Origin of the sequence: Streptomyces venezuelae (genome assembly GCF_008642275.1) — a bacterium.
GTDB classification, from domain to species: Bacteria; Actinomycetota; Actinomycetes; order Streptomycetales; family Streptomycetaceae; genus Streptomyces; species Streptomyces venezuelae_E.
Genome location: NZ_CP029189.1, coordinates 6,590,101 through 6,610,393, shown reverse-complemented (window position 1 = coordinate 6,610,393; position 20,293 = coordinate 6,590,101). Strand labels below are relative to the sequence as shown.

Here is a 20,293-nt window from a genome sequence, read left to right as displayed (position 1 = left end):
TGCCGCTACCGCCCGTGGGTGGAGGTGCCGTGGAGGTGGTCGAGTGCCTCGCGCGGCGTGAGGTCGCCCCTGTCCTTGTCCCCGTCCCAGCGCCCCATGACCTCGGCCGCGGCCCGGGCGAGCTGCGGCGGCAGGTCGGCCGCCTGCAGGGTTTCGGCGACCTCGCGCATTTCCGGGGCCCAGCGCCAGGCCCTGGCGGCCACACTGGGGATGTACGCGCGGTCGGCGAGGATGGCTCCGGGCATCGTACGGGCCTCGTCCGCGAGCAGGTCGCCGACGCCGTGGTCGTCCGCCAGCGCGTGGGCGACGGCAGCCAGGGTGCGGGCTGCCTTCTGGTAGCCGCCGAACGCCATCTTCAGGGCCGAGGCGGATCCGGGCCGGGGGCCCGCGTCGCGGACCTTCACCCCGGTGCCCTCGAAGACCCCCCGCACGAGCAGCTGGTGTTCTTCGGGGCCGGACAGGTAGAGCCGGGCCTCCTTGCCGTCGACGGGCGGCGGGCCGATGATCGCGCCGTCCAGGACCGGGTTCGGGCCGAGGAGGGACCTGATGGCGTCCAGGCGTGCGGGGCTGATGGCGTTGGCCTCCACGTAGAGGCCGCCGTAGCCGAGCTCGGCCACGGAGCGGGCCACGTCTTCGGCGGCGTGCGGCGGGCAGACGGACAGGACGATGTCGCTGGCACGCAACGCGTCCGCGAGGCCGGGCCGGGCGCAGAGGCCGGCCCGGTCGGCGCGCTCGCGGGTCGTGGGGCCCCGGCCGTCGGCCACCCACAGGACCTGATGGCCGTTGGCGACGGCCCAGGAGGCGAGCGGGGCGCCCATCGCTCCGGGGTGCAGCAACGTCAGGGTCGTCAACGGGTTCCTCCGGGCGGCAGGGAGAGGGGGTCGTGCTGATGGTGGTCGGCGAGTGCCTCGCGCAGGCCGATGGCGGTGGGGCTCGTGGCCGCCGGGTGCGCGCTGAGCGAGCGCTGGAGGTGGCCCAGGCGCTTGCGGACGCTCTCCGTGCCACGCCGGGCGTGGACTTGCAGGACCTCGTGCACCTGGTGGGCGGCCCCCTCCACGTCTCCGCGGCCGAGGCGGGCCAGGGAGAGGTCGAGGCGGGCGAGCGACATCTCGCCGAGGCGGCGCTGTTCGGGAGGTGCGCTCTCGAACAGGGCGACGGCCTCGTCGGCGGCGGCTTCGGCGTCGCTGAGGTGCTCGTTGCCTCCGAGCCACAAGTGGGTGCTGCTGGCGTAGAAGAGCTGCTTCTCCCGGGGGAAGGCCATCATGCCGCCGGGGAGGTCGTCCGCCCCGCCGAGCCGCTCGCGCATCGCGTCGGCCTCCAGCAGAGCGGCCAGGGCCGCGGCGGGCTGGTGGAGCTGGCCGAGCGCGCGGGCCCTGATGCTCGCGAGACGGACATGGGCCGTCCCTTCCTCCGGTACCAGCCCCCGGCCGGAGTCCGCGAGGCGGACCGCGTCGCCGGGACGGCCGTCCCAGTAGGCGATCAGGGCCTGCAGGCCGCGGACCCAGACGCGCAGGCCGTTGTGACCGGCGAGTTCGCCGCACATGTGGGCGGTGCGGGCCTGGGTCTCCGCGGCCGAGTACCGGCCGAGGTCGAAACTGGCGTTGGCCAGGACGCCGCAGAAGACCCCCGCAGCCATGTACAGGTCACGGGTCTGGCTGGGCGTCTGGCGGCCCTCCAGCTTCTCGAAGACCCGGTCGCGCAGCGCCCGTACCTCTTCGAACAAGGGGCCGACCGGCCGGTTGGGGTAGGTGGTGACGATGCGCCGGAGGTCGGCCTCCAGCTGTTCCATGGTGTGCGGTCCGACATTGCTGGCCTCGACGCGGGCCGCGAAACCGGCGGATTCCTCGGCTGCGGCCGTCACTGCGTCCTCCATCGCGGCAGGGTGTTCCGTACCGCATTGTGCAGCACGAAGGGCGGCGGGGGCGTCCTGGCCCGCTCCGGCCGGGGCGAACAGCGTCTCCACCGTGAAGGGCCGGAAGAGGTGGGCCAGGACGCGCCGCGCCTCGCGGCGGGGCAGGGTCCGCACGTCGTTGTGGGCCCACCGCAGGAACTGGCGCTTCTCGATGGTGACCGTGGCCAGGTTGGGCGGCCCCTCCAGAGTGGCGAGGTCTCTCGCCGCCTGCTCGAAGCGGGGCAGGAACCGGTCGTAGTCCTGCCAGTCGCGTTCGACGATCAGCCGCTGGAACAGCGTCCGCTCGGATTCTTCCATTCCCGATCACCTTTCCCGGCCGGCCCGACGCCTGCCGGACGGCATCACGCTAGAACAGCAACTCGGCTTCCCGACAGCTGCTTTGGGATGCTTTCCAGCTCTCGCCCGACATGGCACAACCGTGTCCGAACACGACCCGACACGACATGGCCGGGGCACTCGTCACGTCACGCCGCGGGCGCCAGACTTCGGGTCCGGTGCTTCTCCGTCTTCACAGAAGCCACCGCCTCGGCGCCGCTGCAGCGGGCGTGGGCGCCGAGGCGGTCACCACACCTGCGGGGCCGGTGGGCCACGCCGTCCACCGGTGCCGCCCGGCGCACGCAGCACGGTGGGTGCGGGGCGGGTGCCGTCCTCGAAGCCGTTCCGGAACACCGCCCGCCCCTCGGAGAGGACCACGACATGACCGCTCAGACGGAACCGCCTACGCGGCCGGACACCGGCCCGGGCCACCGGGGCGGGCTGCCGCCCGCGACGGGTGCCGTACAGACGGAACGCTCCGTCGCCCGAGAGGCGTGGACCCTGTGAGTTCCGGGACGTCGGCGGAGCGCCGAAACGAGAAATTGTGGTGGTGGGTCCGGCAAACCGGCCTCAGCTATGCGGAGTTCGCCCGCGAACTGTGGATCACCGCCAAGGCGAACGGTCGTCCCGACCTCCGGCCGGACCGCACGCGAATCGGCCACTGGATCAACGACGGGCAGGTACCGCGGCAACCCCTCCCGGAGTTCCTGGCCCAGACGGTCGCCAGGCTCCGTGGATGCATCGTCGAACCAGCCGATCTGGGGCTGCCGCGCACCCTGCCCCCGTCGGCCGGTCTCGGCGCCGTGGATGTCGCCCGTGCCTTCGCGCGACACGCCACCTCTTCGGAACTGGCGCCCTCCGATGTCGCCGAACTCGATCTGGCCGTCCACGAACTCACCGCCGCCTACCCCAACCGCCCTCCCGGCAGTCTGTGGGATTCGGCCATGAGGCACCGGCAGACGGCCCACACCCTGCTGCACCACCGGCGTCACACCCTGCGCGAGGGCCGCGAGATCGCGCGCCACGCCGGGATGCTGTCCGTCGTCCTCGCCTGGATCGCGCACGACACGGGTGATCACGAGGCTGTGGCGGCGTTCGCCGCCGACGCGCGCACCCACGGGCACCAGTCCGACGCACCCGAAGTGACGGCATGGGCGGAAGACGTCCTCGCGACCGACACCCTCTATGACGGCCGTCCGTTGGACGCGCTCGCCGCCGCGACCCGCGGGCTGGCCGTGGCCCCCCGCGGGAGTCACGCCGCCTACCGGCTGACGGCCCAGCTGGCCCGGGCCCACGCGCGTCTGGGTGACGAGGACGGCTACCAGGAGGCGGCTCGGCGCACCGACGCACACCGTCCGGCACTTCCCCAGTGCCGGAGTGGGCTCTTCGGGTTCGACCGTGTGGGAATCGACTCGTTCAACGCCTCGTCCTTCCTCTGGCTGGGGAGGCCCCAGAAGGCTCACGACGCGGCGACAGCCGCGATCGGCCAGTACCGGTCGATGGTGGCGCCCGCCGCCGCCCCCACGCGTCTGGCCGTCACCGGACTTGATCTCGCGCTGGCCCATGCCGCTCTGGGCGATCCGGACGAGGCCGTCCGCGCCGGCCGGGCAGCCCTGCTCGGTGTCAGGGTGGTCGACGCCGTCCTCGACCGCGCGCACCAGCTCGACCTCGACCTGCGGAGGCGGTTCCCCGGCAGGCCGATCACAGAGGACTTCCGGGACCAGGCCCGAGCCATGCGGCCCGTTGCCTGACGGACTCCGGCACCAGGGGTACGCATCAGGGCGACGCGCGCGTCGGCATCAGGTCGACGCGCGCGTGCCCGCCGCCCTGGAGGGGCTCCTACGCGGGCCGCTCGGCAGCGGGGTCCCAGTAGTGCTCCAGCATCTCCGCGGGCCAGGCCGGGGCGGTGACGGGACCACGGGGTGCCATCTGCTCGAAGTACGGCCCGATGTCGTAGACCGGGGTTCCGTTCACGGCGTCGAGATCGGTGACGTGCAGGTCTCTTCCGTCGACTTTGAGCAGCCGGGGAAACGACGTCGCCATGCGGTTGGGGCGCCTGTGATTGCGGTGCACGAAGGTGCCGGTGGGCTCCCAGTCCGGGTTGTTCCTCGGGCTGCGGGCTCCGAGGTGGAGGTCGGCGTCGGAGCCGAGGTGGAAGTGCCAGGTGACGATCAGGTGGGAGAACGAGTCGAGGCCCTGCAAGGTGTCCAGGGGGAGCTCCGGGCGCAGTCGGATGATCGATTCGACTCCGCCCTGGTAGTCGTCCGCCGGCTCCTGGTGGCCGCCGACGACATGGGCCACGGCCTCCAGCGTGATCGGGTCGTGCACGCAATCCTCCCCTGCGACGACCGGGCCGGGCCGGTCACCGCTCCGGAACGGGCCCCGGCTGTCACGGCCCTGTCAGCGTACCCGGCGGCTCGCCGTAGGGGACGGGCCTCCGGTCGGACCGGCGGTGGGCCGTAGTCGGCGGATGCGGACACCGCCCTCGCACTCGGGCCGGAGTCCGCAATCCCCCGTGCGGGTGACAGGACCCTGTTCGAGCGAGTTTCAACGCCGGCACGACAAGCGCGCCAAGCCCGTCCAGACCGACCAGAACATTCGTTCACCATTTCGCCCCCGATCCGACCGTGACTCGCCCGATCGGGAGCCGTTCTTAGAGCACCAGTACCAGCCGTGCGCCCATCCGGAGGACCCGTGAATCCCCTGCAGAACCAACTCGGCACCCTCGCCGCAATCGAACACCCCGAGTGCGTCGCGTGTCCCCGACCCGCGTGCGGGCACCGTGTTGACGTCCCTGCCTCCCGTGGCCGCGACTCACGCCCGGATACCAGGAGGGCCGCGTGAGCCAGGACCCGACGGCCGGATCCGGCACCGCGGGGGTGTCGGAGTCCGAGCGGCTCCTCTTCGGCGGCGAGCTCGCCTACGACATCGGCTGGGACCAGCACGAGGGCGCCTGGCTGAAGCTCGGGCTCTGGACCATGGCCCGTCAGCTGCCGCGTCTGGTGGGGACCGGAGTGCGGCTCGCGAACCTGGCCGATGCCCGGGCCCTGCGCGTGGTCCTGGCCTCCGAGGCCGGTCGCGGCATCGTCCAGGCGGTCGGCCTGGTCGCCGTCAACAGCGTGCTCGGCCACGTCCTCGCCGACGGCAGCACCAACGAGCGCCTCACCCGGGCGGTGCCGTCCCTCGTGCTCGTGGCCGTCACCGCGTTCGTCGGGTCGCTGCTGCGCTCGGCGTCGACGGCGGCCACCGGCGCCCTGGAGCCGAAGGTGCAACGGGTGGCCACCGAGCAGTACCTGGGCCTGGTGCACCGGACGGAGCTCTCGGCGATCGAGGACGACGAGTTCCACCGGCTCCTGGACGCGGCCCGGTACGGTGCCGACTCCGCCCGGCGCATGATCCGCTACTGCACCAACACCCTGAACGCGGGCGTGTCCCTGATCGCCGCCGCCGGCGTGCTGACCGTCCTGCACCCGCTGCTGCTGCCGTTGCTCGTGCTGATGACCCTGCCGAGCGCGTGGAGTTCGCTGATGATCTCCCGTCAGAAGTACGTCTCCTTCCACGCCTTCGTCCAGCACGCGCGGGCCGGGCACCTGCTCGGTCAGCTGCTGACCCAGAAGGAGGCGGCGGCGGAGGTCCGCATCCACCGCGTCGGCCCGTTCCTGCTGGGCCACTTCCGGACCATGGCCGAGACCAGCGAACGCGAGCAGACCCGGCTGGCCCGCCGGGCCGCGCGCATCGGTCTCGCCGCTGACGGCGCGAGCGGCATCGCCACCCTGCTCACCTACGGCGCGCTGGGACTGCTGCTGTGGGGCGGTGCCATGGATCTCGCGGTGGCGGGCACGGCCGTCCTCGCCATCCGCAGCGGCGCCGCCAGTCTGGACACGCTCGTGCTGCAGATCACCGAGCTGTACCAGGAGAGCCTGTTCGTCGCCGACTTCGAGCGGCTGTGCCGGGAGGCGCAAGCGCGGGCCATCCCGACCGGCGGGCGGCCGCTGCCCGAGCGGCTGCGGGAGATCCGGTTCGAGAAGGTCACCTTCACCTACCCCGGCAGCAGCGGTACTTCACCGGAGCCGACCCTGCACGAGGTCAGCCTGGCCTTCCCGACAGGCAAGATCATCGCGCTGGTGGGTGAGAACGGCTCCGGGAAGTCCACGCTGGTCAAGCTGCTGTCCGGCCTGTACCTGCCCGACGAGGGCGGCGGGACGATCTGGTGGGACGACGTCGACGCGGGCACCGCAGACCGCGATCAGGTCTTCGCCAGGGTGGCGCTGATGTCGCAGGACTTCTACCACTGGCCGTTCACCTACCGGGTGAACGTCGGCATCGGCCAGCCGGGTCGGAGCATCGACGACGACGCCGTCGAGGCGGCTTCCGCATTCTCCGGAGCCGACCGGGTCCTCGCGGACCTGCCGCGCGGGCTCGGCACCCTCCTGGCACGCGGCTACCGCGGCGGTCACCAGATCTCCGGCGGCCAGTGGCAGCGCATCGGGATCGCCCGGGCCGCGTACCGGCAGGCCGAGATCCTGATCGTCGACGAGCCCACCAGCGCCCTCGACGCGGTCGCGGAGCAGCGGGTCTTCGACCAGATCCGGGCCCTGGCCGCCGACACCGGCCGGACGATCGTGCTGATCACCCACCGCCTGCACTCCGTGCGTCACGCCGACCTCATCCATGTGCTCAAGGACGGCCGGGTCGCGGAGTCGGGCACCTTCGAGGAGCTGATGAACCCGGCGACCGGCACGGGGGACTTCCGCGGCGCCTACCAGGTCCAGGCAGCGGCCTTCGATGCCGCGATCCCGGCGCAGCCCGCCGGGGGCCATGACTCGCTGTCCGCCGAGGACCTCGCATGAGGGCGACGACCGGTACCTCGGCCGTGGTCCACCGCCACCGCGCGGTGGCCGTGCCCACCGCACGTCGTCCTGGGGGGTGCCGTTCCTGCCGCGGCTCGTTCCACCGTCAGCGTCCCGTCGTCTTCCGCATCCCCTGACAGTGAGGCCCGTCTTGTCGCCCACCCGCTCGCACATCCACGCTCTCGTCGCCGCCTACCTGGACCGCCATCCGGCCGAAGCACCGCTTCTGGCACCCCTGTTGAGGGCGCTGGACGACTGCGGTGATCCCACGAGCCGTGCCACCCTGCCCGGCCACGTGACCTGCAGCGCCGTGGTCGTGGACCGCCGGCGCCGCGTCCTGCACGTCCGTCACAACGCCACCGGCAAGCTGCTGGCACCGGGCGGGCACGTCGAGGCGGGCGACCGGACCCTGCTGGAAGCGGCACTGCGCGAGGTCCACGAGGAGGCCGGCATCCCGCCCGGGGCCCTGTGCGCCACCGCCGGGTACGGAGCGCAGCCCTTCGACATCGACGTCCACGACATCGACGCCAACCCGTCCAAGGGCGAAGGCGCCCACCAGCACTACGACTTCCGGTTCGTCCTCACGCTCGTCCACGACGACGCGGAGATCACGGTGCAGGCCGAGGAGGTTTCGGCCGCCGAGTGGCTCGCCTTCGACGAGGTCGGGTCCCCGACCCTGCGGACCAAGCTGTGCGCCTCCGCGCTCGACGGCCGGATCGAACCGGTGAACGCCTCGGCGTTGATCCACGACGGCCACGGCCGCTATCTGCTCCACCGGAGCGATGCCCTGCCCGGCATCCGGGAAGGGGGAGCGTGGTCCCTGTTCGGCGGTGGCCGCGAACCGGGCGACACCTCGCAGGAAGACGCCCTCCGCCGGGAGCTCCGGGAGAAGGCCGGGTTCGAGCCGGCCGCCCTGGAGCCCTTAACCGTCGAGCTCCTCACCGGCGCCGACGGTCTGAGCGTACCGGTCCAGATCTTCACGGCGCGGTGGGACGGGGACCCCGCCGGCCTTCGCCTCGCCGAAGGCGTGGTGCTCGGCTGGTTCCACCCCGACGCCATGCCCCGGCTGCGGCTGAGCCCCGCCACCCTGGAACGGGTGCGCGGGCACGCCGAGTACGCGTCCCGCGACCGGGCCGCGGTCGACCGGCCCCGCGCGCCCGGGCCGGCCGGGTCCGGGGCCGGCGGCTCCGGCGTTCCCCACATCGTCGGTGTGCACCTGTACCTGGAGCGCGACGGGCAAGTGCTGCTCGGCCTGCGGCACGCCGACTCCGCGTACGCGGGCTCCACCCATCATTTCCTCGCCGGGCACTGCGAGCAGGAGTCCGCGATCGCCTGCCTGGTCAGGGAGGCGATGGAGGAAGCCGGGCTGCTCATCGATCCGCAGGACGTCGAGCTGGTGCACGTGGTGCACACGGTGGACGAGCCCGGCGCGACGCCCCGGATCGGGTTCGTCTTCCGTGCCCGGCGGTGGACGGGGACACCGGAGGTGCGGGAGCCGGACCGGTGCGTCTCCTGGGGCTGGTGGCCCGCGGACGCCCTTCCCGACCCGATCGTCCCGTACACGCGGGCCGCGATCGAGGGCATCCGGGCCGGCCGTCCCTACACCGAACTCGGCTGGTCGTGACCGCCCCGCCGGGACCCGCCCGGCCTGATGCCCGTCGACCAGGGCCTTCGGGAGACCGCCGTGCCCTGCCTGCCCCGCCCCAGGTCCTTGACACCCGCCACCAGCCCCGGCCCGGCCCCCGGCGAGCCGGCGCAGACGATCGGAGAGACGTGACCCTGTTCGACTCGGTGCACCATCACTACGCCCGCTACCGGCCCGGACTGCCCGACGACGTGGTCCGGCTCCTGGCGTCGGAACTGGCCGGGGCCGGTGAGCCCCGGCTGCTGGACCTCGGCGCCGGCACCGGCCAGGTCGCCCTCGCCATGCTCCCCACTTTGCCTCCCGCGGCCCGCATCGACCTCGTCGACCGGGACGAGCAGATGCTCCGCACCGCGCTCGACGAGCTCGGCCCGCGCCTCGGCACGCGCACGGCCACCGTGCACGCCGTCCCCGTCGAGGAGTTCACGCCCTCGCTCGCGGGGTACCGGGCCGATCTGGTCACCTGCTGCCGGGCGTTCCACTGGATGGACCGCCCGGCCGTGCTCGCCCTGGCCGACCGGGTGGCCGCGCCCGCCGCGCCGGTCGCGATCATGGGCGACGGCAGCCTGTGGACCCACGAGGCCGCCTGGACCGCCGCACTCAAGGGCCTGATCCAGTCGCACCTCGGAACAGACCGGCGGGCCGGCAGCACGGGCACCTACCGTGAACCCGCCCGCCGCTACGAGGACGACCTGGCCGATTCCGCTTTCAGCGAGATCACCGAGCACCGCTTCCCCTTCGTACGTGCCTGGACGGTCGGCGAGGTGCTGGGGTACCTGCGGTCCACCAGCTTCGCCCGGCCCGGACTCTTCGCGGACCACGCCCGCTTCGAGGAGCAGGCCCGGGTGCTTCTCGAACGGCGGGCCCGGGACGAAGTCCTGCGTGAGGAAGGCGTGTTCACCGTCCTGCTCGCACGCCGGCCAGAGGCCGCGCAGTGAGCGGCGGGACCCGGCACACGGTGCCGGTCGACGTCCACCTCGTCCTGCGCCGCGACGGCGGGGGCGGCCCGCAGGTGCTGCTGTCCCGGCGCGCGGGACCGGTCTACGCGACGGGCATGTGGCACCTTCCCTCCGGTCATCTCGACCCGGGCGAGAACATGGTGGAGGCGGTGATCCGCGAGGCCTACGAGGAGACCGGCGTCGTCATCGCGACGGAGGACGTGACCGCGGCCGTCACCGTGCACCACCACCCGCCCACGGGCTCCCGTAGCCGCCTCGGTGTGTTCTTCGAGGTACGCAGGTGGTCGGGGCAGCCCCGGATCATGGAACCCGACCGCTGTGACGGCATGGACTGGTACCCGCTGGATGCCCTTCCGGCGCCGATGGTGGCCTACTGCCGGGCCGGGCTGGACGCGTACCGCGCCGAACGGCCCGCAGCCGTCCACTTCCAGCAGCCACAGGACACCGTCGCGTACGTGCCGGACGGCCCCGACCGGACCCGTCTCCTCACCGGCCCACCCGGTGGGGGCGACGAACTGCCCCGGCAGTTGCGGCTGTTCGCCGAACACGCAGTCGGACCGCTCGCGCGGGTGGCCGACGTGTCCTGGGCCCGCACCGGCAGCCGGGTGTGGCGCCTGACCGGCACCGGCGGCGGCACCTGGTACCTCAAGCGGCACCGGGGTGCGAGGTTCCACCACCGCGAGGTGGCCGCGTACCGGACGTGGGTGCCCGCGCTCGGCGCGCACGCACCCCGTCTGGTGGCGGCCGGGACGATGGCGCAGGCAGTCGTCGTCACCGCGCTGGAGGGGCGCGCGCTGCACGGGATGGTCCTCGACCCCGCGTCCGAGGCACGCGTCCAGCACGGTCTCGGGCGCCTCGCCGCCGCCCTGCACCGGAGCGCCCCGGAGCAGCCCGGCGTCCCTTCCCCGGCCGCGGGCAAGGTGGAACGCCACCTGGAGGCGGCCCGACCGTACCTGGCCGACGGGGACGAGGGCCTGGTCCTCGCCCTGGCCCGCACGTACGGGGACCTGCCGTCGCCCCTCCTCGTACCCACGCACGGGGACCTCCAGTACCGCAACGTCCTCCTCACCGGGGACGGCGAGCTCCGGCTGTTCGACTTCGAGCGCTCGGAGTACGCCACCGCCACCCGCGACATGGTGCGCCTGAGCCACACCTGGGACGGGCGGCCCGACCTGCGCACCGCCTTCCTCGACGGGTACGGCAGGGGGCTCACCCCCGACGAGGAACTCCGCCTGGACTGCGAGAGCGCCTTCGACGCGCTGTCGGGCATCGCGTACGGCACGACGCACGACGACCCGGAGGTCACCGAACGCGGGGTGCGCACCCTGCTCCGCCTCCGCCGGGCGGGCCGCCCGTGAACACCTCGTCATCCACCGAACCAGACCGGCCGAGGAGCAGCACCGTGGGATACGTCGTCCGCGAGGAGTGGCAGCGGCACTACGCCGAGGGCAAGGGCTTCCGGCCCCTGAGCGAAATCGAGCGGACACTGCTCGCGGAGCACCTCCCCGTGCCGGACGGCGGCGGGCGGGCGCTGGACGTGGGGTGCGGCACCGGCGAACTGGCCGTCCACCTCGCGTCGCTCGGGTACGAGGTGGACGCCGGCGACTTCGCCGGGAGCGCGATCGACCGCGCCCGCCGGGAGCACCCGGACACCCGGGGCGTGCGCTGGCTGCGGCTGGACATCGAGCGCGACGACCCAGCCGTACTGGGCGGCGGGAGGTACGACCTGATCACCCTGCGCCTGGTGTACCCGTTCCTGCGCGACCGCAGCCGCGTCCTGCACGCACTCGGCGAGCTGCTGCGGCCCGGCGGCGCCGTCGTGATCGTCACACCGACCGCGCAGGACACCCCGGAGCGCCAGCGCGGGATCGCTCTCGACGAGGACGAGATCCGGCTTGCCGGAGCGGGCTGGGAGCAGACCGGGAGGCTGGACGCGGACGGGCTCGCCGTCCTGGTCCTGCGCGGCCCCCGCCACGCCGACACCACGGCGGTCGAGAAGCGCCCGCCGACCGGCCATGCCCTGACCGGAGCCCTGGCCGTCGTGACCGACCCCGCCGGGCGGGTCCTGCTGGGCCGGTCCGCCCGGGGCATGTGGGAGCTGCCCGGCGGGAAGACCTCCGGCTCCGAGGACTTCGCCGCCGCGGCCGTGCGGGAGCTGGCGGAGGAGACCGGTCTGACCGCCGCGCCCGGCGATGCGCACGTGGTGACCATGCTCGTCGACGACAGCCACGGCGTGCCCCGGCTCACGGCGGTGGTCCGGGTCACCGCCTGGTCCGGCACCCTGAGCAACCGCGAGCCGGACCTCTTCGAGCGGTGGGAGTTCCACGATCTGCACGCCCTGGCCTGCATCGGCTCCGTGTTCACCCCGGCGGCGCAGGCCCTGGACGCCATGTGGCCCGGGGTCGTCCCCGGCCTGCCGCCGGTCCACGCCTACCCCCTGGCCGTGGACCGGCCGCCGGTACCCGGCGAGCCCGCCGAGGCGACCCGGCTGCGCCGGCAGATGGCCGATGCCGTCATCGCGGGCGGCTGGGCACCCTCCGAGCCGGTCCGGGAGGCCCTGCGCACGGTGCCCCGCCACCGGTACGCACCGGAGGTGAACCTGAAGACCGCCTACGAGGACGGCCTGGCCGTCGTCACCCGCCGCGACGGGAGCGGCCGCGCGACCAGCTCGGTGTCAGCGGCCTGGCTCCAGGCCGACATGATCGAAAGCCTGCGGCTGCGGCCGGGCGCGCTCGTGTACGAGGCGGGGTCCGGCGGGTACAACGCCGAGCTGATCGCGCACGTCGTCGGCCCGGGCGGCCGGGTGGTCACCGGTGACATCGACCCGTACGTCGTACGCCGCACCCGCAGACTGACGGCGGAGGCCGGCAGCGGCCGGGTGACCGCCTTCCGGGCGGACGCGGCCCTCGGCGCCCCGGCGCCGCTCGTGCCCAGGGGCGGCTTCGACGGGAGCGTGATCACCTACAACGTCTGGGACATCGCCCCGGCGTGGCGGGAGCAGCTCGCCGAGGGCGGTTACCTGGTCCTGCCGCTCGCGATCCACGGGTACACCCGGGCCGTCGCCTTCCAGCGGCGTGGCGACGTGCTGCACGCGCGGAAGTTCACGCACTGCGGGTTCGTGCCGGCCCAGGGCGAACATGCCCGGACCGCCCCGTCCGTCGACCTGCTCGGCGGTGAGCTGCGGGTCCGGTTCGAGGACGGGGGTTCCCTGTCCGTGGCGGGGCTGGAGGAGGCGCTGCGCGGGCCGCGCCACGAGGTCGCGACCGGGGTGACGATGGGCCACGGCTGCTACTTCGGCACCCTCCAGCTGTACGCGGCCACGACGCTGCCCGGCTTCTGCCGGCTGACCGCGCACGTGGAGAAGGGCACCGGCGTCACCCGGATCGCGAAGGGCGGCGACGCGCCGGCGATCCTCGGGGACGCTTCGCTGGCCTACCTCGTCCATGTGCAGACCCGGCACGGGGACAGCCCGGCCGAGCAGGAGTGGGAGTGGGTTACGCACGCCTTCGGTGATCAGGGACCGCGGCTCGCGGAACGGCTTGCCGACACCGTCCGGGCCTGGGACCGGGACGTGCGCGACGGCGCCGACCCGGTCCTGACGGTCCACCCGGCCGGCACCCCCGATCACCTGCTGCCTCCCGGTGACGTCCTGGACAAGCGGCTCTGCCGCCTGGTTCTCCGCTGGCCGGGGCGTGACGTCCGCCTCCCGGCTCCCGTCGAGCTGGGTACATCCGCCGCCGCGGCCGTGGAGGGCTCGTGACCGACCGGCGCCGCGGCCCCTCGGGAGGCGGCCCCCCGACGGGCGGGCGGGCGGCCCTGACGGTGAGGGTCTCGTCGCCCTGGCGGAGCGGGAGATGGACGTCGGCGTAGTGGTAGGCGTGGCTCCGGGCCGATCCGGTGGTGTTCACGGGAGCAGTTCTCCGGGGAGCAGGGATCCGGCCCAGCAGTCGCGCAGGCGCCCCTGCGAGGTGATGCGCAGGCGGAGGGTGCCCTCCATCCGGAACCCGGCCTTGAGGGCGACGGCGCGGGAGGCCTCGTTTCCGACGCGGGCCATCCAGGTGATGACCGGCAGGCCGAGGTCTTCGAAACCCCAGCGGCAGATCCGGACGACCGCTTCGGTCGCGACGCCTTGTCCCCGGCCGGACCTGCCGATCCAGTAGCCGATCGACGGTGCGTGCTTGGGGTGCCGGTGGAGGCTGATCATTCCGGCACGTCGACCGGTGGCGGTCGTGGTGATGACGAACGTGGTGGGCTCGTCGTGGTCGCGCGCGGCGGCCACGAACCGCTCGGCGTCGGGGCGTCCGTAGGGGCTGGGTACGGTGGTGTTGCGCTGGATCTCCACGTCCTGGAGCTCGGCCGTGATCCAGTCGACGTCCCCGGCTTCCGGGGCGCGGAGGGTCAGGCGGGCGCTGGTGAGCATCACGGGTGCGGCTCCGTTCTGCAGCGGGTGGGCGCAGGAGCGTACTGGGCCGGGGCCGGTCGGCGCCTCCGGATTTCGGTGGCCCGGGACGGCTGTCGTCGTGGGCGCGCGGCGGCCGGTACTTGGTACGTTCGGGCGTATGACGCTGCGCTCGGTGGATCTGCGCGAAGAGCCCGTGGAAGCCGTACTGGCCCGCGTGGAGCGGTCGTTGGGGGTACGTCTGGATCCCGGGACGGTGGTGCGCAAGCGCCGGTCCGTGGGGGCGCGCACGGACCGCGGTACGTGGGTACGGATCGAGCGGCGCGGACTCGACCGCATCGGGGTCCACGGTGGCGACGGCACCGCGTCCGCCGAGGCCCTGCGCGGGATCGCCAAACCGGCCTGGCTCGCGGGTGTCGCGTGGCGGGACGCGGCGGAGCCGGTGACGTGGCGTGCGGACGAGACGGAACTGCTGCCGGGCCGGCCGGTGGGCGGGGCCGTGGCGGCACGGGACCCGCACGTGTCCGAGGAGTGGTGGGTCTCGCTCAATGCCTCGTTGGACGCCCTGGCCGGGCAGCACACGAGCCGGATCGCCACCCCGGACACGGAGACCCTCACGCAGGACCTCGTCACGGGAACGGTGCACCGGGTCTTCCCCGGTGTCGACACGGCGGTGGACGACTGGCGTCCGGCCCATGCGGATCTCAACTGGGCGAACGTGACGGCGCCGGGGTTCTGCCTGTTCGACTGGGAGGACTGGGGCATGGCTCCCCGCGGGCTGGACGCGGCGAACCTGTGGGGAGCCTCGCTCGCCGTCCCGGCTCTGGCCGACCGTGTCCGCCGGGAGCGGCGCGACGATCTGGAGAGCCGGGACGGCCGGCTGATGACGCTGTTCGTCGCCGCGAAGATCCTCGGCCCTCACGCCGACCCGGAGGACCCCCGGCTGCTCCCCGCGCGGACGACGGCGGAAGGGCTGCTGCCGGGACTTCGGACGCGCTGACCGGGACCCTCCTGGCGGCTCTCCGCGGCGGGTCGATCGTGAGTGACGGCGAGCATGTGCGCCGACGCGTCGGTCAGGGCCGGGTGCGGCTCGGCGAGCCGGGCGGCGGCGAGGGCCGCCTCGTACAGGGAGCTGCCGATGAGGTCGATGCCCGCGTACTTGGTGATCGCTTTGACCGCCACCCAGCCCGGTCCCTCGATCCCGTAGACGGTGGGCTCGGGGAGGCCGCTCGCGACGAGTTCCCCGCGCAGTTCGGCCGAGGTCTGGAAGTGGGCGTGGGCGAAGCCGCGTTCGCCGGAGTGCTGTCCGTGCCCCGGGGTGGGGCGGACGCCGTCCCGGACCGTGGCGGCGTAGTCGAGCAGGGGGCTGTACCGGCTGACGGCCGCGGCCGCGATCAGGCCACCGGGCCGGACGACGCGGCGGGCTTCGGCCAGGGCGGTGAGCCGGTCGGCCCGCTCGTGCAGGTGGTACAGCGGGCCCAGCAGCAGGACGGCGTCGAAGGAGTCGTCGGCTTCGGCCAGGGCGCGGGCGTCGCCGAGTTCGGCGGTGACACCGGGGATCTCGGCGGCCTGGGCGACGTGTCTGGGGACCGGGTCGACCAGGTGCACGGTGTGGCCGTCCTCGCTGAGCCAGCGGGCATGGGAGCCGGTGCCGCCCCCGACGTCGAGGACGCGGGCCGGGGCGGGTGGCAGATGCCGGCGCAACAGCTCCCGGGTGCGTTCGAGTTCGAGGATTCCGGTGGCCGTGGTGTGCAACCGGCCGGCCTCGTCCGACCGGTCGTAGAAGTCGAGGATCTCCGGGTGTACGCCGTGGACACCGGACATGGGCGGCGCCTCCTGTCGATCGGTTGGCCAGCAGGCTAGTGCTCTGACCGGACGATGATCCTCCCATTGCTCCGGACACCGATCGAGTGGTTCCCGACGACTTCGGTCACTGAGCGTGTCATCGGGTGAGCGGCGTTCCGCGCGCGGCCGGTTACCCTGCGTGCGTCGCCGGCGGGTTTCGGCGCGACGGGACGGGCCGGGAGGACTCGGGCCGCGCGGAGGGAGCTCCCCGCCCCGCTGCCGACGGGCCGCAGAGGTTGGAAGATGGACTATGAGCAAAATCCGGGAGGACTCCGGCACCGGCTGCTCGGTCCGGCCATGAGTTCCTCCGCTCGCCCTCGGCCTACTCGCTCAGCGCACCGCCGAGAGCGCCGGGATCACGCCCCACCCGCCCAGGGACGGGTGCCGCGGCCACAGCGTCTTTCTTCCCTCCTGAGCGCGCGCAGCGTGGCCGGCGAGGTGTTCCTCCTCCAGCTGGCCGTCGTGGTCCTCCTCGTCGCCGCCGCGGTCGTGGCGCTCGTGGTGCAGGCCCGGAGTTCCGCCATGCTGGACGCCCGGCACCGTACCCTCGCCGCCGCCGGCACCTTCGCGGAGTCTCCGGGGATCGTCGCCGCCGTGCACAGCCCGCACCCCAGTGAGGTGCTCCAGCCGAGCGCGCAGGCGGCCGCGAAGATCGCCGGGGTGGACGGCATCAACGTGTACTCGCTCGACGGGGTCACCCTCGCCCACAGCGACCCGAAGCAGATCGGCAAGCGCGTCGTCGGCCCCTTCTCCGACGCGGCGGCCGGCAGGTCCTTCACCGAGACGTTCGACGGGTCCCTGGGGCAGTCGGTGGTGTCGGTGGTCCCCGTCAAGGACGACGACGGCAAGGTCGTGGCCGTCGTCTCCTCCCCGGTCACGGTCCAGAACGTGCAGACCATGGTGAACGGGCAGCTGCCGGTCGTCCTCGGTACCGCGGCCGGCGTGCTCGCCCTGTCCGCGGGCGGGACGGCTCTGGTGAGCCGTCGGCTGCTGCGCCGGACCCACGGGCTGGGTCCGGCCGAGATGACCAGCATGTACGAGCACCACGACGCGGTGCTGCACGCCGTACGGGAGGGCGTACTGATCATCGGTGGCGGCGGACGGCTGCTGCTGGCCAACGACGAGGCGCGGCGGCTGCTGGACCTGCCGGCGGACGCGGAAGGGCGCCCCGTCACGGACCTGGGGCTGGAGGAGGCGATCGCCGGTCCGATCGCATCGGGCCGTTCGGCGACCGACGAGCTGCACATGGCAGCCGACCGGTTGCTGGCGGTGAACATCCGGCCCACGGCCCCCTACGGGAAGGCGGGGACCGTCGTGACGCTGCGCGACACCACCGAGCTGCGGGCGCTCGCCGGCCGGGCCGAGGTGGCGCGCGAGCGGCTGAAGCTGCTGTACGACGCGGGGGTGCAGGTCGGTACGACGCTGAACGTGGAGCGCACCGCGCAGGAGCTGGCGGAGGTGGCGGTCCCGCGGTTCGCCGACGTGGTCACGGTCGACCTGCTGGACCCGGTGCTGCGGGGCGAGGAGCCGCCCGAGACGATCACCGAGATGCGCCGGACGGCCGTGGTCGGCCTCCAGGGCGACCACCCGCTCTCGCCCGTCGGCGATCTGATCCGGTTCGGGCCCACGGGGCCCATGGCCGCGGGGCTGGCCGCCGGCGGCGCGGTCCTGGAGGCGGACCTGCGCGCCAGCCGGCGCTGGCGGGCCCAGCACCAGGCCAACGCCGTGCAGATCCTGGACCGCGGCATCCATTCCCTGATCGTCGTGCCCCTGCGGGCCCGCGGTGTGGTGCTGGGCATGGTGGGCTACTGGCGGGCGCAGGACTCCCCGCCGTTCGACGGCGAGGACGTGTCCTTCGTGGAAGAGCTGACCGCCCGGGCCGCCCTGTCCGTCGACAACGCCCGCCGCTACACCCGTGAGCACGACATGGCCGTGACCCTGCAGCGCAGCCTGCTGCCCCGGGGTGTGCCGGAGCAGTCCGCGGTCGAGGTCGCGCACCGCTACCTGTCGGCCCAGGCCGGGGTGGGCGGTGACTGGTTCGACGTCATCCCGCTGCCGGGCACCCGGGTGGCGCTGGTGGTCGGCGACGTCGTCGGGCACGGTCTGCACGCGGCCGCCACGATGGGTCGCCTGCGTACCGCCGTGTACAACTTCTCCACCCTCGACCTGCCGCCGGACGAGCTCCTGAGCCATCTGGACGAGCTGGTCGCGCACATCGACACCGACGGCCAGGAGTGGCAGGGGATCACCGGAGCCACCTGCCTGTGCGCCATTTACGACCCCGTCTCGGGGCAGGTGACCGCCGCGTCCGCCGGCCACCCGGGTCCCGCTCTCGTCGGCCCCGACGGGACCGTGTCCTTCCCGGAGGTGCCGGTCTCCCCGCCGCTGGGCCTCGGCGCGGGTCTGCCGATGGAGACCATGGCGATGACCCTGCCCGAGGGATCCCGGCTGGCGCTCTTCACCGACGGGCTGATCGAGAGCCGCGACCGTGATCCGGACGCGGGCCTGGCAGCGCTGCGCGCCGCACTGTCGGGGCCCGCCCGTACCCCGGAGGAGACCTGCACCACGGTGATCGACGCGATGCTTCCCGCCCGGCCGAGCGACGACGTCGCGCTGCTGGTGGCCCGTACCCGTCTGCTCGATCCGCAGCGGATCGCCGAATGGGACGTGGACCCCGATCCCGCGGCGGTGTCCCCGGTGCGCAACGCCTGTGCCCGCCGGCTGGCGGAGTGGGGTCTGGAGGACATCTCGTTCACCACGGAGCTCATCCTCAGCGAGCTGCTCACGAACGCCGTCCGCTACGGCACCGAGCCCATCAGGGTGCGGCTGCTGTACGACCGTTACCTGGTCTGCGAGGTGTCCGACGGGTCCAGCACCTCGCCGCACCTGCGCCGGGCGGCGGACACCGACGAGGGTGGCCGGGGCCTGTTCCTGGTCGCGCAGTTCGCCGAGCGCTGGGGCACCCGCTACACCGCCCGCGGCAAGATCATCTGGAGCGAGCAGGCGCTCGACGAGGGCGGCGCGCCGGCCTCGATGGACCTCGGGGAGGCACTCCTGGCCGCGTGGGACGACGACGGGCTCTGAGACCGCCGCGCTACGGCAGCCGCAGGGCAGACGGCGGGAAGACGGCGGACACCACGGCCCGGGACTGCGTCGTCGGGGTCGGCGAACGTACGCTGGCCTCGATCGGTACGCGACCGCCCGTTATGGAGCCTTTGTGCCCACACCTCGTCTCCGGACAGCCATCGTCGCCGCCCTCTTGGCCCTCGCGGCGGCGCCCCTCGGCGGCTGCGGGGAAAAGCCCGTTCCCGCACCCAGGGCACCCGCGGTGGCCACCTCCGCCACGGACGCCGGCGGTATGGCCGCACTGGTGGCGGCGGCGAAGAAGGAGGGCTCCCTGAACACGATCGCCCTCCCGCGCGACTGGGCCAACTACGGCGCGCTGATCGACGGCTTCGAGAAGAAGTACGGGATCAAGGTCGAGGTGGAGAACCCGGACGGCACCAGCCAGGACGAGATCAACGCCCTGAAGGAGCACCGGCGCGACGGCCGCGCCCCCGACGTGATCGACGTGGGGGGCTCGTTCGCGCAGTCGGCCGCCCGGCAGGGCCTGCTCGCTCCGTACGAGGTCGCCGCGTTCGACCAGATCCCCGAGGAACAGAAGGACGAGCGCGCCCGCTGGTACAACAACTACGGCGGCTACATCTCGATCGGCTGCGACGCGAAGCGGGTGAAGACCTGCCCGTCGACCTTCGCCGACCTGCGCAAGCCGGAGTACAAGGGCCAGGTCTCGCTCAACGGCAACCCCACGAAGTCCGCCTCCGCCTTCGCCGGCGTGTACGCGGCGGCCCTGGCGAACGGCGGGTCCTTCGACGACATCCAGCCGGGGATCGACTTCTTCGCCGAGCTGAACCGGAACGGCAACTTCAACCCGGTCGAATCCTCACCGGACACGATCGCGAAGGGCGAGACCCCGATCAGCATCGACTGGGACTTCCTCAACCTCGGATACGCCGACCAGTTCCGCGAGAAGGGCGCGGACGTCGACTGGCGGACCGCGATCCCCTTCGACGGCAGCTTCGCCGAGTACTACGCCAACGGGGTGAACAAGGAGGCCCCGCACCCCGCGGCGGCACGTCTGTGGCAGGAGTACGTCTTCAGCCCCGAGGGCCAGAACCTCCGGCTCGGCGCCTACGCCCGCCCCGTCCTCATGGAGGCCATGCGGGAGGACGGCACCCTCGACAAGGCGGCCGCGCAGAATCTGCCGACGGTCGAGGGCACGCCGACGTTCCCGACGGAGGAGCAGCGGGAGAAGGCGAGGGAGACCGTCAACCGCAACTGGTCCAAGGCCGTGCGGAGCTGAGCGCCGGG

15 protein-coding genes are annotated in these 20,293 nt (G+C 73.2%); 10 read left to right on the top strand and 5 right to left on the bottom strand.

What is annotated here, in order from left to right:
* Positions 1–5: 5 nt before the first annotated feature.
* Positions 6–851: an NAD(P)-dependent oxidoreductase gene (locus tag DEJ51_RS29210; RefSeq protein ID WP_150260543.1), complete on the bottom strand. Its 846-nt coding sequence runs from the start codon at positions 849–851 to the stop codon at positions 6–8.
* The gene (locus DEJ51_RS29205) at positions 848–2,209 is read right to left on the bottom strand and encodes a hypothetical protein (RefSeq protein ID WP_150260542.1); all 1,362 of its coding nucleotides are present in this window, start codon (positions 2,207–2,209) and stop codon (positions 848–850) included. Before DEJ51_RS29205 ends, DEJ51_RS29210 begins: the two co-directional genes overlap by 4 nt.
* Positions 2,210–2,608: 399 nt before the next feature.
* Between DEJ51_RS29205 and DEJ51_RS35640 the strand changes: the two genes are divergently transcribed.
* Complete coding sequence (locus tag DEJ51_RS35640) at positions 2,609–2,734, top strand: hypothetical protein (protein WP_263411721.1); 126 nt, start codon at positions 2,609–2,611, stop codon at positions 2,732–2,734.
* Positions 2,731–3,978: an XRE family transcriptional regulator gene (locus DEJ51_RS29200; protein WP_150260541.1), complete on the top strand. Its 1,248-nt coding sequence runs from the start codon at positions 2,731–2,733 to the stop codon at positions 3,976–3,978. Before DEJ51_RS35640 ends, DEJ51_RS29200 begins: the two co-directional genes overlap by 4 nt.
* An 88-nt stretch (positions 3,979–4,066) precedes the next feature.
* Here DEJ51_RS29200 and DEJ51_RS29195 read toward each other — a convergent pair whose 3' ends face one another.
* Entirely contained in the window at positions 4,067–4,555 is a 489-nt protein-coding gene (locus tag DEJ51_RS29195) for an SAM-dependent methyltransferase (protein ID WP_223836020.1), read from the bottom strand.
* 512 nt (positions 4,556–5,067) lie between these two features.
* Here DEJ51_RS29195 and DEJ51_RS29190 point away from each other — a divergent pair.
* The 5 genes from DEJ51_RS29190 to fxlM all read left to right on the top strand — a co-directional run bounded on the left by DEJ51_RS29190 (position 5,068) and on the right by fxlM (position 13,438).
* Positions 5,068–7,077 carry an ATP-binding cassette domain-containing protein gene (locus DEJ51_RS29190; RefSeq protein ID WP_411757362.1) on the top strand — a complete coding sequence of 670 codons (2,010 nt, stop codon included), beginning with the start codon at positions 5,068–5,070 and terminating at the stop codon, positions 7,075–7,077.
* Between the two features lie 151 nt (positions 7,078–7,228).
* Entirely contained in the window at positions 7,229–8,701 is a 1,473-nt protein-coding gene (locus tag DEJ51_RS29185; protein WP_223836019.1) for an NUDIX domain-containing protein, read from the top strand.
* Positions 8,702–8,850: 149 nt separating this feature from the next.
* Positions 8,851–9,657 carry a class I SAM-dependent methyltransferase gene (locus DEJ51_RS29180; RefSeq protein ID WP_223836018.1) on the top strand — a complete coding sequence of 269 codons (807 nt, stop codon included), beginning with the start codon at positions 8,851–8,853 and terminating at the stop codon, positions 9,655–9,657.
* Entirely contained in the window at positions 9,654–11,036 is a 1,383-nt protein-coding gene (locus DEJ51_RS29175) for an NUDIX domain-containing protein (protein ID WP_150260539.1), read from the top strand. Before DEJ51_RS29180 ends, DEJ51_RS29175 begins: the two co-directional genes overlap by 4 nt.
* A 44-nt stretch (positions 11,037–11,080) precedes the next feature.
* Positions 11,081–13,438, top strand: a complete 2,358-nt coding sequence (fxlM, locus tag DEJ51_RS29170) for a methyltransferase, FxLD system (protein ID WP_150260538.1) — start codon at positions 11,081–11,083, stop codon at positions 13,436–13,438.
* Positions 13,439–13,582: 144 nt separating this feature from the next.
* Here fxlM and DEJ51_RS29165 read toward each other — a convergent pair whose 3' ends face one another.
* Positions 13,583–14,098, bottom strand: coding sequence for a GNAT family N-acetyltransferase (locus DEJ51_RS29165; RefSeq protein ID WP_150262229.1), 516 nt, complete (start codon positions 14,096–14,098; stop codon positions 13,583–13,585).
* A gap of 139 nt (positions 14,099–14,237) precedes the next feature.
* On the opposite strand from DEJ51_RS29165, the gene DEJ51_RS29160 reads away from it, so the two are divergent.
* A complete protein-coding gene (locus tag DEJ51_RS29160; protein ID WP_190620721.1) occupies positions 14,238–15,077 on the top strand; it encodes a hypothetical protein in 840 nt (279 codons plus the stop codon).
* Here DEJ51_RS29160 and DEJ51_RS29155 read toward each other — a convergent pair.
* Positions 14,996–15,901 (bottom strand): class I SAM-dependent methyltransferase, encoded by a 906-nt coding sequence (locus tag DEJ51_RS29155; RefSeq protein ID WP_150260537.1) that lies wholly within the window; start codon positions 15,899–15,901, stop codon positions 14,996–14,998. The genes DEJ51_RS29160 and DEJ51_RS29155 overlap by 82 nt on opposite strands.
* A gap of 318 nt (positions 15,902–16,219) precedes the next feature.
* Between DEJ51_RS29155 and DEJ51_RS29150 the strand changes: the two genes are divergently transcribed.
* Together DEJ51_RS29150 and DEJ51_RS29145 are read left to right on the top strand one after the other, a co-directional pair.
* Positions 16,220–19,006 (top strand): SpoIIE family protein phosphatase, encoded by a 2,787-nt coding sequence (locus DEJ51_RS29150; RefSeq protein ID WP_150262227.1) that lies wholly within the window; start codon positions 16,220–16,222, stop codon positions 19,004–19,006.
* Positions 19,007–19,139: 133 nt separating this feature from the next.
* Positions 19,140–20,285, top strand: coding sequence for an ABC transporter substrate-binding protein (locus tag DEJ51_RS29145; RefSeq protein WP_223836016.1), 1,146 nt, complete (start codon positions 19,140–19,142; stop codon positions 20,283–20,285).
* The last annotated feature ends 8 nt before the right edge of the window (positions 20,286–20,293 follow it).

What these genes read in the sequence shown, in the direction of transcription:
- DEJ51_RS29150 (WP_150262227.1), top strand. Translation starts at nt 16,220, where the DNA reads ATGAGTTCCTCCGCTCGCCCTCGGCCTACTCGCTCAGCGCACCGCCGA.
- DEJ51_RS29165 (WP_150262229.1), bottom strand. Translation starts at nt 14,098, where the DNA reads ATGCTCACCAGCGCCCGCCTGACCCTCCGCGCCCCGGAAGCCGGGGAC.
- DEJ51_RS29205 (WP_150260542.1), bottom strand. Translation starts at nt 2,209, where the DNA reads ATGGAAGAATCCGAGCGGACGCTGTTCCAGCGGCTGATCGTCGAACGC.
- DEJ51_RS35640 (WP_263411721.1), top strand. Translation starts at nt 2,609, where the DNA reads ATGACCGCTCAGACGGAACCGCCTACGCGGCCGGACACCGGCCCGGGC.
- DEJ51_RS29155 (WP_150260537.1), bottom strand. Translation starts at nt 15,901, where the DNA reads ATGTCCGGTGTCCACGGCGTACACCCGGAGATCCTCGACTTCTACGAC.
- DEJ51_RS29160 (WP_190620721.1), top strand. Translation starts at nt 14,238, where the DNA reads ATGACGCTGCGCTCGGTGGATCTGCGCGAAGAGCCCGTGGAAGCCGTA.